This is a genomic window from Polaromonas sp. P1_F6 (assembly GCF_056405695.1).
Map to the genome: position 1 here is coordinate 1,256,071 of NZ_JBFUBQ010000001.1, position 15,705 is coordinate 1,271,775.

Annotated in this window: 12 protein-coding genes; 8 read left to right on the plus strand and 4 right to left on the minus strand. The window is 61.0% G+C overall.

The annotated features are described in order from the left end of the window. Nucleotides 1-13 precede the first annotated feature (13 nt). Nucleotides 14-2,248 (plus strand): O-antigen ligase family protein, encoded by a 2,235-nt coding sequence (locus tag AC1DY9_RS05860; protein WP_477666019.1) that lies wholly within the window; start codon nucleotides 14-16, stop codon nucleotides 2,246-2,248. Here AC1DY9_RS05860 and AC1DY9_RS05865 read toward each other — a convergent pair. Together AC1DY9_RS05865 and ygfZ are read right to left on the minus strand one after the other, a co-directional pair. Beyond that, nucleotides 2,230-3,132 carry an NRDE family protein gene (locus AC1DY9_RS05865; RefSeq protein ID WP_457280890.1) on the minus strand — a complete coding sequence of 301 codons (903 nt, stop codon included), beginning with the start codon at nucleotides 3,130-3,132 and terminating at the stop codon, nucleotides 2,230-2,232. The genes AC1DY9_RS05860 and AC1DY9_RS05865 overlap by 19 nt on opposite strands. Nucleotides 3,133-3,162: 30 nt before the next feature. Next, nucleotides 3,163-4,113: a CAF17-like 4Fe-4S cluster assembly/insertion protein YgfZ gene (gene ygfZ / locus AC1DY9_RS05870; RefSeq protein WP_477666020.1), complete on the minus strand. Its 951-nt coding sequence runs from the start codon at nucleotides 4,111-4,113 to the stop codon at nucleotides 3,163-3,165. Between the two features lie 84 nt (nucleotides 4,114-4,197). Here ygfZ and mltG point away from each other — a divergent pair, with 84 nt between their 5' ends. From mltG to AC1DY9_RS05905, 7 genes are all read left to right on the plus strand, one after another. Further along, the gene (mltG, locus tag AC1DY9_RS05875; protein ID WP_457280892.1) at nucleotides 4,198-5,205 is read left to right on the plus strand and encodes an endolytic transglycosylase MltG; all 1,008 of its coding nucleotides are present in this window, start codon (nucleotides 4,198-4,200) and stop codon (nucleotides 5,203-5,205) included. A gap of 148 nt (nucleotides 5,206-5,353) precedes the next feature. Then, nucleotides 5,354-6,046, plus strand: a complete 693-nt coding sequence (gene tmk, locus AC1DY9_RS05880) for a dTMP kinase (RefSeq protein ID WP_457280893.1) — start codon at nucleotides 5,354-5,356, stop codon at nucleotides 6,044-6,046. Next, nucleotides 6,043-7,161: a DNA polymerase III subunit delta' gene (locus AC1DY9_RS05885; protein WP_477666021.1), complete on the plus strand. Its 1,119-nt coding sequence runs from the start codon at nucleotides 6,043-6,045 to the stop codon at nucleotides 7,159-7,161. Before tmk ends, AC1DY9_RS05885 begins: the two co-directional genes overlap by 4 nt. A gap of 66 nt (nucleotides 7,162-7,227) precedes the next feature. Further along, nucleotides 7,228-7,602: a PilZ domain-containing protein gene (locus tag AC1DY9_RS05890; protein WP_457280895.1), complete on the plus strand. Its 375-nt coding sequence runs from the start codon at nucleotides 7,228-7,230 to the stop codon at nucleotides 7,600-7,602. Nucleotides 7,603-7,720: 118 nt separating this feature from the next. Beyond that, nucleotides 7,721-8,518: a TatD family hydrolase gene (locus AC1DY9_RS05895; RefSeq protein WP_457280896.1), complete on the plus strand. Its 798-nt coding sequence runs from the start codon at nucleotides 7,721-7,723 to the stop codon at nucleotides 8,516-8,518. Next, the gene (locus AC1DY9_RS05900) at nucleotides 8,515-9,186 is read left to right on the plus strand and encodes an ankyrin repeat domain-containing protein (RefSeq protein ID WP_477666022.1); all 672 of its coding nucleotides are present in this window, start codon (nucleotides 8,515-8,517) and stop codon (nucleotides 9,184-9,186) included. The genes AC1DY9_RS05895 and AC1DY9_RS05900 overlap by 4 nt, the downstream gene beginning before the upstream one ends. A 146-nt stretch (nucleotides 9,187-9,332) precedes the next feature. Further along, entirely contained in the window at nucleotides 9,333-9,671 is a 339-nt protein-coding gene (locus tag AC1DY9_RS05905) for a hypothetical protein (RefSeq protein ID WP_457280898.1), read from the plus strand. A gap of 255 nt (nucleotides 9,672-9,926) precedes the next feature. Here the strand turns inward: AC1DY9_RS05905 and AC1DY9_RS05910 are convergent, their stop codons facing one another. Continuing rightward, a complete protein-coding gene (locus AC1DY9_RS05910) occupies nucleotides 9,927-12,074 on the minus strand; it encodes a response regulator (protein WP_457280950.1) in 2,148 nt (715 codons plus the stop codon). A gap of 32 nt (nucleotides 12,075-12,106) precedes the next feature. Beyond that, nucleotides 12,107-15,705: response regulator (locus AC1DY9_RS05915; protein WP_477666023.1), on the minus strand; the 3,599-nt coding region annotated here is incomplete at its 5' end.

A 15,705-nucleotide genomic window follows, 5' to 3' on the forward strand; every position in this document is an offset into this window, starting at 1 on the left:
GCTGATCGATCTCATGACCCCCAAAAAAACCGGCCCCGATGCGCAGGGGCATCCCACCGTCGCAGGTACGGTAGCCAAGCTGGACCCTGCTGACTCACCCGGCGCGGACTCCATGGCGGCCCTGCCTGCAGAGGTGGCGCAGGGCGGCTGGATCACCGTGCTTCTTGCTTTCATGATGTTTGTGACGCCGGCAATTGGCGTGCCTCATGAAGAAATGCTGCAGGACACGCTGAAATCCATGATGGTGTCGTTTTCGGCGATCAGTGCCGGCCTGATTTTCTTCTGGCAGCAGCGCCACCGGCAGGAGCCCCTGCGTTGGCATGCCCTCATGTGGTTACCCCTGTCGCTCATGTTTTACGCCCTGGCAAGCATGCTGTGGTCACACGCCTATCTCGGTGGCGTGGAGGCCATCCGGTGGTTCGTCTTCAGCCTGCTGCTGTGGCTGGGGCTCAATACCCTGTCAAGGGACCGGTTGCCTCATTTGGCCCTGGGGATTCATGCGGGCGCCCTCGTGGCTTCGCTCTGGACCGCACTTCAGTTCTGGTTTGATTTCACTTATTTTCCGCAAGGCCCGAATCCAGCGTCCACTTTTGTCAACCGTAACTTTTTTGCCGAATTTGCGGTCTGCACCATTCCTTTCTCCTTCTATCTACTGATGCGGGCACGGAACTCGCTGCAAATATCCCTGCTGTCCTTGACCAACGGCTTTGTCGTCGTGGCGCTCATGATGACAGGGACGCGTGGGGCCTTGATGGCGTTATGGCTGCTGCTGATCTTCGTACTGCCGCTCATCGCCATGCGCTACCGCCGGCAACTGGCGATTTCTTCGTGGCACCTCGGCCAGAAATTGTTGGCATGCGGGCTTCTGGCGGCCACCGTCCTCGCTTTGGGTTTGATCCAGACCGGTAATCCGAAACTGACAGCAGAGGCCCGGGGCAACACGGCTTTCGAGCGGGCCTTCAAGCGTACGGCAACAATTTCCGTCGATGACAATTCCTTGGGCGTGCGCTTTGTGATGTGGAAAGCGACATCGCGGATCATCCAGGCTCATCCGCTAAGAGGCGTTGGCGCCGGCGCCTGGGAAGTGGATGTTCCGCTGTACCAGGCCGATGGCACGCAACTTGAAACCGACTATTACGTCCACAACGAGATCCTTCAGTTGCTGGCCGAATACGGCCTGGTGGGCTGGATGTTCCTGCTGGCCCTTCTTGGCTATCTCAGCATCGCCGCGTGGAAAACGCTCAGAAACCGGGGATTCGGGTGGTTGCAGGAGGCCCCGGAACGTGCGCTTGTCCTGTCCAGCTTGCTGGCGCTTTTGATCGTCAGCAATATCGGTTTTCCCTGGCGCATGGCCACTACCGACGCAATCTTTGCACTGGCGCTGGGGTTCCTGACCGCTTCCGACGCCCGCCTGGGCGTTCAAGGCAAGTTTGCCGCCCAACAACTTTCCTGGAAGCCTGTGTACTCGAAGTTGCTGGGCATCACTTTAATGTTTTGCCTCGCGCTGGCGATCTATATATCGCAACAGGCCGCCATGGCGGAAAGCAGGATCGTCAGGTCCGTCAGACTGGCACTAACCATCACGCAGTCCGGGGATGTCAACAACCCGCGCTGGAACGCCACCAAGCTGGAAATATTGGAGCTGGTCAAAGAAGGCACCCGCATCAATCCCCACTACCGCAAGCTGACGCCGATGGTGGCTGACGAATTGGCGCGCTGGGGCGACTGGCCAAACGCCGTCTGGATCTGGGAGTCTGTGGTGTCTTCGCGTCCGTACGTGGTGGCCCTGCTGACGAATATTGCCCGTGGGTATGCCCAGATGGGAGCCATGGACAAGGCTTTCGAATACCTGGAGCGCAGCAAGAACCTCCAGCCGAAAGCGGCTTCAGTCCGATCGCTGGAAGTCGTCCTGCTGAGCCGGTCGGGGAGAACGGCAGAGGCCCAAAAGCTGGCCAAACAATACCTGGCAGAAGGTATTTATGACTATGACCTCCTGGATGCCGGGTGGGTACTGGGTGTGAAAAACGGCGACTTGGATCTGGCCATCCAGAGCATGGAACTGCGTAACAAAAGCTTTCCTGACCAGCAGGTCGACGGGCTGGTCAAACTGGGCTACCTCTATGCCATCCGGAAAAAAGATGACGCGAAGGCGTTGATGTTCTACAAGGCGGCCATGGCCGCATCACCCGAAAAAGACAAGGAAGCCACGCGTCAGCGTATTCCCCCCGACTACCGGTCCAGGCTCTGAGAAGCGGGTGCGGCTTTCTGCCATTGAACAGTGAACCGGTGCGAAACGGGATACGCCGGCTGATGGTGATGGCTGGACTCTTCAGCTGACGGGCTCACGTACGTATGCTCCTCGACCTGGACATCCCATCGCGTTGACAGATCGGCTGGATCTGCTGCTGCCAGCAGCACGGTGCTGCTCCGTGTGCCGTACGCATGGTCCGGAAAATCCACAAAGGCACTGGACAGAGCTTCTTCCAGCGCCAACGGCACACCGGTGGCTGGAAGGTCTTCGCGCGGCGCGCGCTGGCGATTACCCAGAGCTGACCACAGCGATGCCTGAAGCTCCGTTGCTTCCAGGCCTGAGCTCGCCATCAGCGCGGCGTGGAGGGAGCGTTTGAGTTCCAGGGTTTTGGGCCACGGCGTATCCAGTGCCGCATTGGACAACCCATAGAGACCTGGTGGCAGAGCCTGAAGATGCAGGCTTGAAGCGCCAGACACCACGGCCGGCTTGTTCGTCACCCAGGCCCAGACGTTCCGCTGAAAATCGCCAACCACCAGGTTAAAGCCTGCGTAGTCCGCGCCTTCTTCTTCGAGGGCTGAAGCAAAACCTGCCGCATCATCGCGGCTTTCCAGCCAACGTGTTACCAGTTCCCCCCGTGAGCGAGCTCCGGTATCCGCACGGGCTCCGCGCACATTGGTGAGAAAAGCGATCCTGCCGCCCGGAGTCATGCCCATCCAGGTGCCGCCGGCACGCAAGTCGCGGCCTGAGAGGACTTCTTGCCCCGAAGCGGTTTGCCAGCGGGCCAGCGGCAGCGTCGGCCGGTCCAGGAATTCATCGCGGTTGGCCGCAATCAGGAGCGGCCAACGCTCCGACACGCCAATGGCAAACGCGATCAGGCACATGTCATGAGCCCCACGCCCCAGTGCCGCGCATCAGATGTCTTCGAGCAGCGCGTAGGGCAGGGGAAGCAGGCTCAGGGACTCGCCCGTGGCGCTTCCCAGTGTCAACCGGCCATCTCCGGCATCGGCGGCGGCAGAGGTTTGCATCGATACGATGGCGTCAAAGCCGCCAGCAGGATTGGCAGCTGCCGCGGCAACCAGCCCGCAAGGCTGTCCTGCGTCCGAGGCGTGAAACACCTCCTGGCCCACGGTTGGTGTTCCGGCGGTATGGACAAGGTATGCGCGCCGTTTGAGCGTGCCGCGGAACTGGCTGCGCGCAACGATTTCCTGGCCCGGGTAGCAACCCTTTTTGAAGTTCACCCCTCCGACGGATTCGTAATTCAGCATTTGCGGCACAAAGGCCTCAAAGATGGGCTGCGTGATCATCGCGATACCGGACTGCACGTCCAGCCAATGCCACAAGGCGCTGTCGATGCGTGGGCCTTCGGGAGCGGGTGAAGCGGCAGGTGCGCACCAGATCGCACGCGGCTGGCCCGCGCCGGGCTGCAAAAACACCATATTTGCATCACCAAAATCGGCTTTTGACCATACAGGACGAGCGCCACCAGCTATCGAATCCATAGCAGATCCGGTGACGCCGTAGAGCGCAAATTCGGCGCTGGCATCGGTCAGTCTGGCCTTGGCACGCAGCACAAACATCGACAGGCGCTTGAGTGTGGCGGGCAGGATGTCGCGGCTGCACAGCAGCAGCACGTCCTGGCCGGCATCGCTGCTGCGCTTGAACACCACAAAACTGGCCTGCATCCGGCCCTTGGCATTGCAGAAAGCCGCCAGGCGCGCTTCGCCGGCCCCCATCTGGGCCACGTCCTGGGTCAGCTGGCCCTGCAAAAACGTGACGGCATCTTCACCGGAGGCACGGATGACACCCAGGTGCGCAAGTTCGGTGATGCCGGAAATCAGGTGAGCGGCAGGAGGCAGGGTCATGGGGCGTTCACATTCGATGAGGAGATGGGCTGAATTATCATAGGCTCGAGGTTTTGTGTTCTGTACAGAAAAGGTAGCTGGGTTGTGCGTCGTGTCTTTACAAGTCTGTTGATACTGGTATTTGCCGGCACCCTGCTGTTGTTTGGCGCGGGTTTGTGGTGGCTGCACGAGCCGATTCCCCTGCGGCTGGCCCCCGGCAGCCAGGTCGTAGACCTTGAAATCGAGCCCGGCACGCCCGCCAGCGGCGTGGCCGAGGTCATCGTGGCCAGCGGCGCCGATGTCCCGGCCCTGTTGCTCCATGCCTGGTTTCGCTTTTCGGGCCAGGCCCGGCTCATCAAGGCCGGCAGCTACGAGCTGGTGCCCGGCACCACGCCGCAAAAGCTGCTCGCCATGCTGGTGCGCGGCGATCAAGCCCTCAAAAGCGTCACGCTGGTGGAAGGCTGGACCTTCAACCAGGTGCGCGCTGCGCTACAAAAAGCAGAGCAGCTTGCGCCCGACACGCTTGGCCTGGCGCCCGAAGTCATCATGCAAAAGCTGGGAAGGCCGGGTGTGCACCCCGAGGGCCGTTTTTTCCCCGACACCTACACCTACGCCAAGGGTTCCAGCGACCTGGCCGTGCTCAAGCGCGCGTCACGGGCCATGGACAAGCGGCTGGACGCTGCCTGGGCGCTGCGAAACCCCGACACACCGCTGAAAACCCCTGACGAGGCCCTGATCCTGGCCAGCATCGTCGAAAAGGAAACCGGCAAGCCGTCGGACCGCTCCCAGATCGGCGGCGTTTTCACCAACCGGCTGCGCCTGGGCATGCTGCTGCAGACCGACCCCACCGTGATTTACGGGCTCGGCGACAAGTTCGACGGCAACCTGCGAAAACGCGACCTGCTGACTGACACGCCCTACAACACCTACACCCGCGCCGGTCTGCCGCCCACCCCCATCGCCATGCCGGGCAAAGCTGCCTTGCTGGCCGCCGTGCAGCCGGCACCGACCAAGGCCATTTATTTTGTGGCGCGCGGCGACGGCACCAGCCATTTCAGCAGCAGCCTGGATGAGCACAACCGTGCGGTGAACAAATATATAAGAGGCCAGTAATAACTATGGCCCCCACGCTTGTCGCTTCGCGTACTGCGCTGCCCCCCGAGGGGGCGCTGCGCCTGCGGCCCGGCAAAGCCGGTTCCGCGGCCCTGGCTTGCGTGTCACTTTCGCTCAGTTGGCGGCTTGGCGTTACGCGAATGACATCATGAGTAATAGACCTCTGAGCGGCCTTTTCATCAGCTTCGAAGGCATAGACGGTGCCGGCAAGTCCACGCACATTGCCGGGCTGGCCGATGCCTTCAAGGCCGAGGGCAGGGCGGTGACGCTGACACGAGAACCCGGGGGTACGCCGCTGGCCGAAAAACTGCGCGCCATGGTCCTCAATGACGCCATGGACCCGCTGACCGAAGCCTTGCTGATTTTTGCTGCGCGGCGCGACCACCTGGTGAATGTGATTGCACCGGCGCTGCTGCGCGGTGACGTGGTGCTGTGCGACCGTTTCACCGACGCCACTTTTGCCTACCAGGGGGCAGGGCGCGGTTTTGACCTGAAGCTGCTCTCAACGCTGGAGCGTTGGGTTCAATCCGACGAAGGGCTGCTGGGCGACCCCGCCGGCAATTCACCCATGAAGCCCGAGGTGGAAACCGTGATCGAGCCGCATTTGACGGTATGGTTTGACCTGGCGCCTGAAGAAGCGGCCCGGCGGCTGACGGGCGCGCGACTGCCCGACAAATTCGAGGCGCAGCCGGTGGCATTTTTCCGCCGCGTGGCGCAAGGCTACGCGGACCGGCAGAAAAATCATCCGGAACGTTTCGCCCGCATTGACGCATCAAAAAGCCGCGATGAAGTCTGGCAGGCCGTGAAGCAGGTGTTTATTGCCAAAGGCTGGTTGTCATGAGCGTTCTGGATACTTTGCCGGCGACAGCCGGATCCAGCAACCCGCGCCTGGCGCCGTGGCTCCAGGCGCAACTTGAAAGCCTGCTGGCCCAGCGCGGCCATGCGTGGCTCCTGAGCGGACCTTCGGGTCTGGGGCAGTTTGAACTGGCGCTGGCACTGGCGCGGGCCTGGCTTTGCGAAGAAGCCACGCCGCAGGGGGCCTGCGGGCACTGCGGCAGTTGCCACGCGGTAGATGTACACACGCATGCGGACCTTTGCATGCTGATGCCCGAAACCCTGTCGCTAGCGCTCGGCTGGCCGCTCGACGAAAAGACGCAGGACGACCTGGACAGCAAGAAACGCAAGCCCAGCAAGGAAATCAAGGTCGATGCGGCGCGCGAAGCCGTGTCTTTCACCCAGTTCACACGGTCACGCGGCACCACCAAGGTGGTGCTGGTGTTCCCGGCCGAGCGCATGAACAACGTCACGGCCAATACCCTGCTAAAGACACTGGAAGAGCCTCCAGGCGCCGTCATGTTCATCCTGGCCACCGAGGCCGCGCACCAGTTGCTGCCCACCATCCGGAGCCGGTGCCTGGGCCACACCATGGTCTGGCCGGACTTTGACCAGGCTCTGGGCTGGCTCCAGCAGGAAATCACGCTGGCAGGTGACAGCGCCGGTAGCACCAAAAAAGCCGTGGCAGCGCCAAAAGCCGCCGAATTGCAAACCTTGCTGGTGGCCGCGGGCGGACGACCCGCCGACGCGCTGAGCTGGGCGCAGAACAACCCGCCCGCGGAAGCTGCCCAACATTGGCAGGCCCTGCCCAAAGCCATGGCGCGCGGCGACGTGAGCGCGCTGTCGGACTGGGCGCCAGCGCAGGCTGTGGATGCATTGCAAAAGCTTTGCCACGATGTGCTGGCTGTGCGCATGGGCGCCGCGCCGCGGTTTTTCCACGCGGGCGACCTTCCAGCAGCCCTTCCCGCTGCGGCCGGCAAGACGGGTGGCGGGCTTTACGCCCTTGCAAGCTGGTCCAAAGAGCTGGCGGCCATTGCCCGCACGGTGGAACACCCCTACAACCCGGGCCTGATGCTTGAATCGCTGGTAAGCCGGGCCCGCACAGCGCTGAATGCGAAATAAACCTAAACCGTTTCTTTTATGCTGCAATTGCAGACGCCTTCGCAGGCAAACCGATAAACTAGCGCCATGAGCACACCACCGCCCGCCAGTTCGGCCGCCACCGCCCGCCCCAGCGTTGTCCAGCTGGCCATCAAGGAAAAAGCAGCGCTTTATGCCGCCTACATTCCCTTGTTCACGGAAGGCGGCGTTTTCATTCCGACTGCACGCGACTACAAGCTGGGCGACGACGTCTACGTCCTGCTGACGCTTCCCGAAGATACGCAGCGCTATCCGGTGGCCGGCAAAGTGGCCTGGGTCACACCCGCAAGGGCGGCCGGCAACCGCACGCAAGGCGTCGGCGTCCGGTTCCCGTCGGACGATAAATCCCGTCTCCTGAAGATCAAGATTGAAGAAATCCTCGGCGCCCACCTGGCGTCCGACCGCCCCACACAGACCATTTAGGCCCTGCTGGCCACGGCCGGCCACATCGGCAAGCGCCGTGGTTGCTATGGTATTTATAGCTGCTTGCGCAAGACCAATAAGGCTTGCAGCCTTTTTTGATACCTAACTTTGTACCGCGATGTTCACTGACTCCCATTGCCATTTGAGCTTTCCGGAGCTTCAGGCCCAATTGCCGCAAATCCGCCAGGCCATGCAGGCCGCCCAGGTTGACCGGGCGCTGTGCATCTGCACCACCCTGGAAGAGTTCGAAACTGTTCATGGATTGGCCACGGCCTACGACAATTTCTGGGCAACCGTCGGCGTGCATCCCGACAACGAAGATGTCCGAGAGCCCAGCCTGGACGACCTGCTGACACGCGCCAGCCTGCCCAAAGTGGTCGGCATTGGCGAGACCGGGCTCGACTATTACCGGCTGGGTGACCGGACCGTAGCGGACATGGAATGGCAGCGGGAGCGGTTTCGCGTGCACATCCGGGCAGCTCGCCAGACCGGCAAGCCCCTGGTGATTCATACCCGCAGTGCTTCCGACGACACCATCGCCTTGTTGAAGGAGGAGGGCGGTAGCGCTGGAGAAGCGGGCCGCGCCACTGGAGTTTTTCACTGCTTTACCGAAACCCAGGCGGTGGCTCGCGCTGCGCTTGACCTCGGGTTTTACATCTCTTTTTCCGGCATCCTGACCTTCAAGAATGCGGCGGATTTGCGGGAGGTGGCCCGATTTGTCCCCCTGGACCGCATGCTGATTGAGACCGACAGCCCCTACCTCGCGCCCATGCCGTACCGCGGGAAAACCAATAATCCTTCGTATGTTCCCCTGGTGGCCAAGCAGATCGCGGAGCTCACCCAACAACCCATCCAGGCCATTGCAGAGGCCACCAGCCGCAATTTCGAGCAGCTTTTCAGCGGGGTTAAAGCATGAAAAATAACCTCATAAATTACTTTAAGAAAGCAATTATTGCCGTTGTTTTTTATGGGATTTCTTCGGCAAATGCAGGGTCGTACGATGATTTTTTCATCGCCGTCAAGCGCGATGATCCCCGCACTATTCAGGCACTGCTGCAGCGGGGGTTTGATCCCAACACACCTGACCCAAAAGGCGAGCGTGGGCTCTTTCTCGCGCTGAAGGAGCCATCGCTCAGAGTAGCGCAGGTATTGGTTGACTGGCCCAAGACCGACGTCAACACCCTCAACGACAAGGGGGAAAGCGCGCTCATGCTGGCTGCCCTCAAGAACCATCAGGGCCTGGCTGAGAAGCTGGTCAAACAGGGCGCCGACGTCAACAAGACCGGCTGGACGCCACTGCATTACGCCGCCAGTGGCGGGCACCTGGCCATCATCAGCCTGCTGCTGGAAAACAGCGCCTATATTGATGCCGAGTCTCCCAACGGCACTACCCCGCTGATGATGGCAGCCATGTATGGCACAACTGCCGCCGTGAAGCTTCTGCTGGAAGAAGGTGCCGACCCGCAACTCAAAAACCAGCTGGGTTTGACGGCCTTGCAGTTTGCCGAGCAAGGCAACCGGCCTGACGCCGCAGCAGCGATCGTGGCAGCCATTCGCGCAAAAAGGCCTGCCGGAACCTGGTGAGTCGACCTGCCTGACACCAGATTTGATCTCAAGAGAGGTAGGGGAAAGTTGTGGTCCGATGTGGCGGCGCCGTCCGACTTGACGCAACCCACATAAGACATATGCTTTAAGCCACGTCTCTGATCCGGAGCGTGCAGGAGAAACTCATGACCTCTTTGAAATGCGCAATGGCGCTGTCCTTAACGGCCTTGGCCGCGCCAGCCATGGCGTGCTACACCGTTTATAACCCCAGCAACCAGATCCTTTATTCCGGTGAGGCGCCGCCCATAGACATGAGCTACCAGATCCACGAAAAGCTGCCCGCCGTCTTTCCCAGTGGCCATCTGATTTTTGACACGAGCAACAATTGCCCATCGATAGACGTACGCCGTGCCGTACCGCAACTCACTAATGTCGCGCTTGTATCGGCCGCACCCGCTCCCAGGCAAGCACGTCAGATGACGCGCGCCCAGCGCGAACGCGCGCTCGATTCCCAGACGAAATGAGCACGAGCAGTACGCCGCTTTAGTTTGAAGCAGGCTACGCAGCGAACTGCTGAAAAACATCACCCATTGAGGCGTGCGGTGCGCTTCACTTCGCAGGCCTCATGTGATCGGCGAGGCAAAGATACCTTTGCGGCACTTGCAATGTTCCACGATGTATATTATGTTAAATGATAAATACAGCCAATCAGAGTGGTAGTTACCTTTGGCTAAAAAGCACGCTTTTTTGCCGCACCCCTCTTCGACCTGCCTCTCGAGCTATTGTTCGCCCATGGCTTTTGTTTCCACTCGCGGCAGGCTCACCATAGCCAGGAGAGATTCGATGTCCGCGGGTTTCACCACATGATGATCAAAACCCGCTTGTTGGGAGCGCAACCGGCTTTCGGCTTCGCCGTAGCCGGTCAAGGCAATCAGCAGCGTTGTTTTCGATTCCGGGCGACTGCGCAGCTGGCGGGCAACCTCAAAGCCGTCCAGGCCGGGCAAACCGATGTCGAGGATGACTACGTCCGGCACGAATTCCCGGGCGATATGGAGCGCTGACGCACCATCATTCGCGATCCTCACATTAAAACCTTCCAGTTCCAGCAGCACTTGCAGCGTTTCTGCGGAAGCCGATAAATCGTCGACTACAAGGACTTTTCGGGGAACGGCAGCCACCGGTTTGGCGGCCGCCGGCGCAGCCACCACGGGAAGACCGGCATCGTTGCCTGAAATCCTCGCCGGAAAATAAAGGGATATCCGGCTTCCCATGCCTTTGCCTTCGCTATAAGCCTCTACTTTGCCGTTGTGCAACTCGACCAAATGCTTGACCAGTGTCAAACCGATACCCAGGCCCCCTTGCGCGCGGTCCAGGGCCTGGTCGCCCTGGGCAAAGAGGTCGAATACATGCGGCAGGAATTCGGGCTCAATGCCCTGGCCGTTGTCTGATACGAACAGGGTGACGCCCTCCTCCTGCAGCGAAGCGTTCAGCTCGATCTTTCCATGCTGATCCGTGAACTTGGAGGCATTGTTCAGCAGGTTGGAAAGTACTTGCGACAAGCGCACCAAATCGCCCTGGAGCACCACGGCTTCAGCTGGAAGACGGACAGTCAATTCCTGATTCCTGGCTGCCAGCAGCGGGCTGCTGGCCTCCACTGCATGCTCGCACAATGTCGAGAGCAGGACCGGCTCCATATGAACCGTCACCTTGCCCCTGACGATCCGCGAGACGTCCAGAAGATCATCGATCATTCGTGACATGTGATCGACCTGCCGGGCAATGACATCACGCGCCCATGCAACTTTCGGGTTGACCACATGGGAACTGTGGATGATGTGCACTGCGTTCCTGATCGGAGCCAGCGGATTCCTGAGCTCGTGCGCCAGCATGGCAAGGAACTCGTTCTTGCGGCGATCCGCTTCCTGAACCAGCGTATAGAGTCTGGCGTTTTCCATGGCAATAGAGGCACGGCCCACCACCTCGCTGAGCAGGGCAGCATCCGCCTGCGCAAAACCGCCGACCTTGCCGAACAGGATGAGTGCGCCCAACATCTGCTCACGCGCGACCAGCGGGCAAATCGCCATCTCCTCATGGTCCGCCGGCAGCTCCGGCCAGGCAGGCTGTGGGGCTACCGCGGAGGCCGTGGACGCCGCGCACAGCTCCGTTGCGGGCAGAAACGCTATTTTCCGCGAGAGCATGGCGCTGCGGACCGTCGCCGCCATGGAGGCGCTCAACTCGCGATGGCATTCGAGTACGACAGGGCCCGCAGAGGGATCCGGGCCGCCCGCAATCTTGAGGCAGCGGCAGTGCAGGTCGCCATGGCTGTCCAGCAGGGCGACTGCAGCCATGGCGCCCAGGCCCGGTACGGCGATATCCGCCAGCGCTTGGGCAGTGGCATCGATATTGAGGGACATGGACAGGCGTTGGCTGGCGTCCGACAGGAAGGCGGCGCGCCGCGTGGCATCCTCTGCCGCGGTGCGTGCCGCCTCGGACCGCGCCAGCGCCTCGCGCTCGACGGCCTGCTGCTGAAGCTGCCGGTTCATGCGGTGAAGGTCGACGAAAACCTTGACCTTGGAACGCAACACGCCAGGCACGACGGGCGACGAGATGTAGTCCACCGCGCCCAGCGCGTAACCCTTGGCGGCCTGTTCCTCGTCCACATAGGCCGTGATGAAAACAATGGGCGTTTGCGCCGTCTTCTTGTACTGCCGGATCATGCTGGCGGTCTCCAGCCCATCGATGTCGGGCATGTTGACGTCCAGCAGGATGACCGCAAACTCCATCTGCAGGATGAGGCGCAGAGCCTCCCGGCCCGAGCGGGCGCTGACGATGTTTTGCCCCAGTTCTTCCAGGATGCTGTTCATGACAACGTGCTTTTCCGGCAGGTCGTCGACGATCAGGATATTGACCAGGTCCGGATTCAGCATGTTTGCCGGCTCCTGCGGCATGAGGACGGCGCTCACCGGGGCAACCAGGCACGCAGCACGGCCAGCAGGTTTTCCGTATTGACGGGCTTGGAGAGATAGTCCCAGGCGCCGGCCTCTATGCATTTCTCGCGGTCCCCCTTCATGGCTTTGGCCGTGACCGCGATCATGGGCAAGGTCTTGCCGGCCGGCAGCTTGCGAATCTCCTGCATGGTGACCAGCCCGTCCATCACCGGCATCATGATGTCCATCAGTACCACGCTGAGCTGCGGATCGGAGGCAACTTTGGCGATGGCATCGTGGCCGTTGTCAGCCCAGACGATGTCCATGCCCTGCCCCTCCAGCACAGTGGCCAGAGCGAAGATATTGCGCATGTCATCGTCGACGATCAGCACCCTTTTCCCCGCGAGTGACTTGTTGGCATCGTGGAAGTTTCTCAAGGTGCTGCGCTGCCTGTCCGTCATGCGCGCCTCGCTTACATGCAGGGCATGCAGGGCCAGGTCTATCACCCGGGGGACGGACCTGGCTTCGCGGAAAAAGTAGCCGTCGTGTGACTGCCAGGCGGGCTGAAGCTGTGCATCGATCATGCCTTCACGCCAGACCACCACCTGCAGCGGCCCAAGCACCAAGGCTGCGGGCGAGGCATTTCGCAAGCGGTCGAACCCGTTCGCCAGTGACGCCTCATCAATCACGGCGCATTCGAAGCGGGCGAAGTCCTCGGGTTTGACGTCCGCCAGTGACGGCACCGCAAGGCACTGAACATGGCTGCCGCCCAGCAGGCTGGTGACCTCGGCACGCAACGCTTCGTCCTTCAGGGCAACAACCACGTGCCGCACCGGGCGCGACACATAACGGTGCAGCTGATCCAGCATTTCGTCGAGAACTTCCCTGGCGGGGATCGGTTTCTCAATGAATGCCATGGCGCCGGATCGATAGGCGCGCTCCTTGGAATCGTCGGTGGAGATCACGCAAACCGGAATGTGCCTGACGCTGAAGTCCTGCTTGATGCGCTCGAGCACGCGCCAGCCCTCCATGTCGGGAAGATGCATGTCCAGCGTGATGGCCGAAGGCTTGAACTCGGCGGCGAGCGTGAGGGCGCGGGCCCCCAGCGACGTCACCAGGCCCTTGAACCCCTTGGCCCTTGCGGCATCAAGCAAAAAGCTGGCAAAGGCCAGGTCGTTCTCCACAATCAGGAGCACAAAGTCGCCCGGCTGGATGGTGTGCCGGTCATCCGCAGCCTCATTGGCCGCAGAGTGCGTGTCCAGAGACAGAACGGAATCATCGAAGGCGACTTCCATCTTCTCGAAACCCAGGCGGCTGATCGGCGCGGCCGGCTCGAAGCGCTGCTCGGCGCTGCTGCCCTGCTTGCGCGCGGCGCGCGTGGAAGCGTAGACCAGCGGCAGGTAGAGCACAAAGCTGCTGCCTTCTCCCGGCGCGCTGGACAGGCGTATTTCGCCGCCCAGCAGGCGCGAGAGTTCGCGACTGATGGCCAAACCCAGACCGGTGCCGCCGTACTTGCGGCTGGTACTGCCGTCAGCCTGCTGGAAGGCTTCAAAGATGATCTGCTGCTTGTCGGCGGAAATACCGATACCTGTGTCAGTAACGGAAAACGCCAGCACCTGCTGCGCGCGGTTGAGTTCCTCATTGTCCGGACTCCAGCCGGTAAAGGCTTCTTCTATCGCCAGGGCCACATGACCCTGGTGCGTGAATTTGAAGGCGTTCGACAACAGGTTTTTGAGAATTTGCTGCAGGCGCTTGACGTCGGTCACCATGGAAACCGGCAACTGCAGCCCGGTAGTGATCAGGAAATCCACATTCTTGGCTTCGGCCACATGGCGGAAAGTGCGCTCGACGTACATCTGCAGATCGGACAGCCGCAGCTCGTTCACGTCCACCACCACCGTGCCCGACTCGATCTTGGACAAATCCAGGATGTCGTTGATCAGCATCAACAGGTCGTTGCCGGAGGAATGAATGGTCTTGGAAAACTCCACCTGCTTGTTGGTCAGGTTGCCTTCCGAGTTCTTGCACAGCTGATCGGACAGGATCAGCAGGCTGTTCAGCGGTGTGCGCAGCTCATGCGACATATTGGCCAGAAACTCCGACTTGTACTTGGACGTGAGCGAAAGCTGCTTGGCCTTTTCTTCCAGTGCCTGCCGGGCTTGTTCGACCTCCTGGTTCTTGCGCTCCACCTCGTCGTTCTGCTGGACCAGCAGATGGGCCTTTTCCTGCAGTTCCTCGTTGGTCTGCTGCAGTTCTTCCTGCCGGCTTTGCAGCTCCTGCGCCAGGGACTGCGACTGGGTCAGCAAGTCCTCGGTGCGCATATTCGCTTCAATCGTGTTGATCACGATGCCGATACTCTCCGTGAGTTGGTCCAGGAAAGCCTGGTGGGTTGGGTTGAATCGCTCGACCGAGGCGAGTTCCACCACACCGCGGACCTGGCCTTCGAAGATGATGGGCAGCACCAGGATGTCCATAGGCGCCACTTCGGTGAGGCCGGACGATATCTTGAGGCCCTGCGGTAGCGAGGACGTCAACAGGATCTTTTGTTTGTCGAAAGCGCACTGGCCTATCAGGCCCTGGCCCAAGTCGATTTCCTTGCCGTAAGCGCCCTGCCCTTCGGAGGCGTAGCTGGCCATGAGACGCAGGCGCGGCCTCTCGTGCGTGTAGCTCAGCACATAAAACTCCGCCTGCTGCGCGCCAACCACCGGTGCCAGCTCCGAGAGAATCAGATGCCCCACGGCCACCAGGTCTTTCTGGCCCTGCAGCATCCGGCTGAATTTGGCGAGATTGGTTTTGAGCCAGTCCTGCTCTGTGTTGACCTGGGTCGTGTCCTTGAGGTTGCGGATCATTTCATTGATCGTGTCTTTCAGCGCCGCCACCTCACCGAGTGCCTCGACAGTGATGGACCGCGTCAGGTCACCTTGCGTTACGGCAGTGGCCACCTCGGCAATGGCGCGTACCTGGGTCGTCAGGTTGGCAGCCAGCTGGTTCACGTTCTCCGTCAGGCCTTTCCAGGTGCCGGCGGCTCCGGGCACCTTGGCCTGGCCACCCAGCTTGCCTTCCACGCCGACCTCGCGCGCCACTGTGGTTACCTGATCGGCGAAGGTGGCCAGGGTGTCAGTCATGCCGTTGATGGTATCGGCCAGCGCGGCGATCTCGCCCTTGGCTTCCACGGTCAGCTTGCGCTCCAGGTCGCCGTTGGCCACGGCCGTCACCACGCGCGCAATGCCTCGCACCTGGCTGGTCAGATTGCCAGCCATGAAGTTCACGTTGTCAGTCAAATCCTTCCAGGTACCGGCCACKCCCTGCACGTCGGCCTGCCCGCCCAGTTTGCCTTCGGTGCCCACTTCTCGTGCTACCCGCGTCACTTCAGAGGCAAATGACCGAAGCTGATCCACCATGGTGTTGATGGTGGCCTTGAGTTCGAGGATTTCGCCCTTCACGTCCACCGTGATCTTCTTGGAGAGGTCACCGGCGGCCACGGCCTTGGTCACGTCGGCAATGTTTCGCACCTGTGATGTCAGGTTACCGGCCATGAAGTTCACGTTGTCGGTCAGATCCTTCCAGGTACCGGCCACTCCCTGCACGTCGGCCTGCCCGCCCAGCTTGCCCTCAGTACCCACCTCGCGCG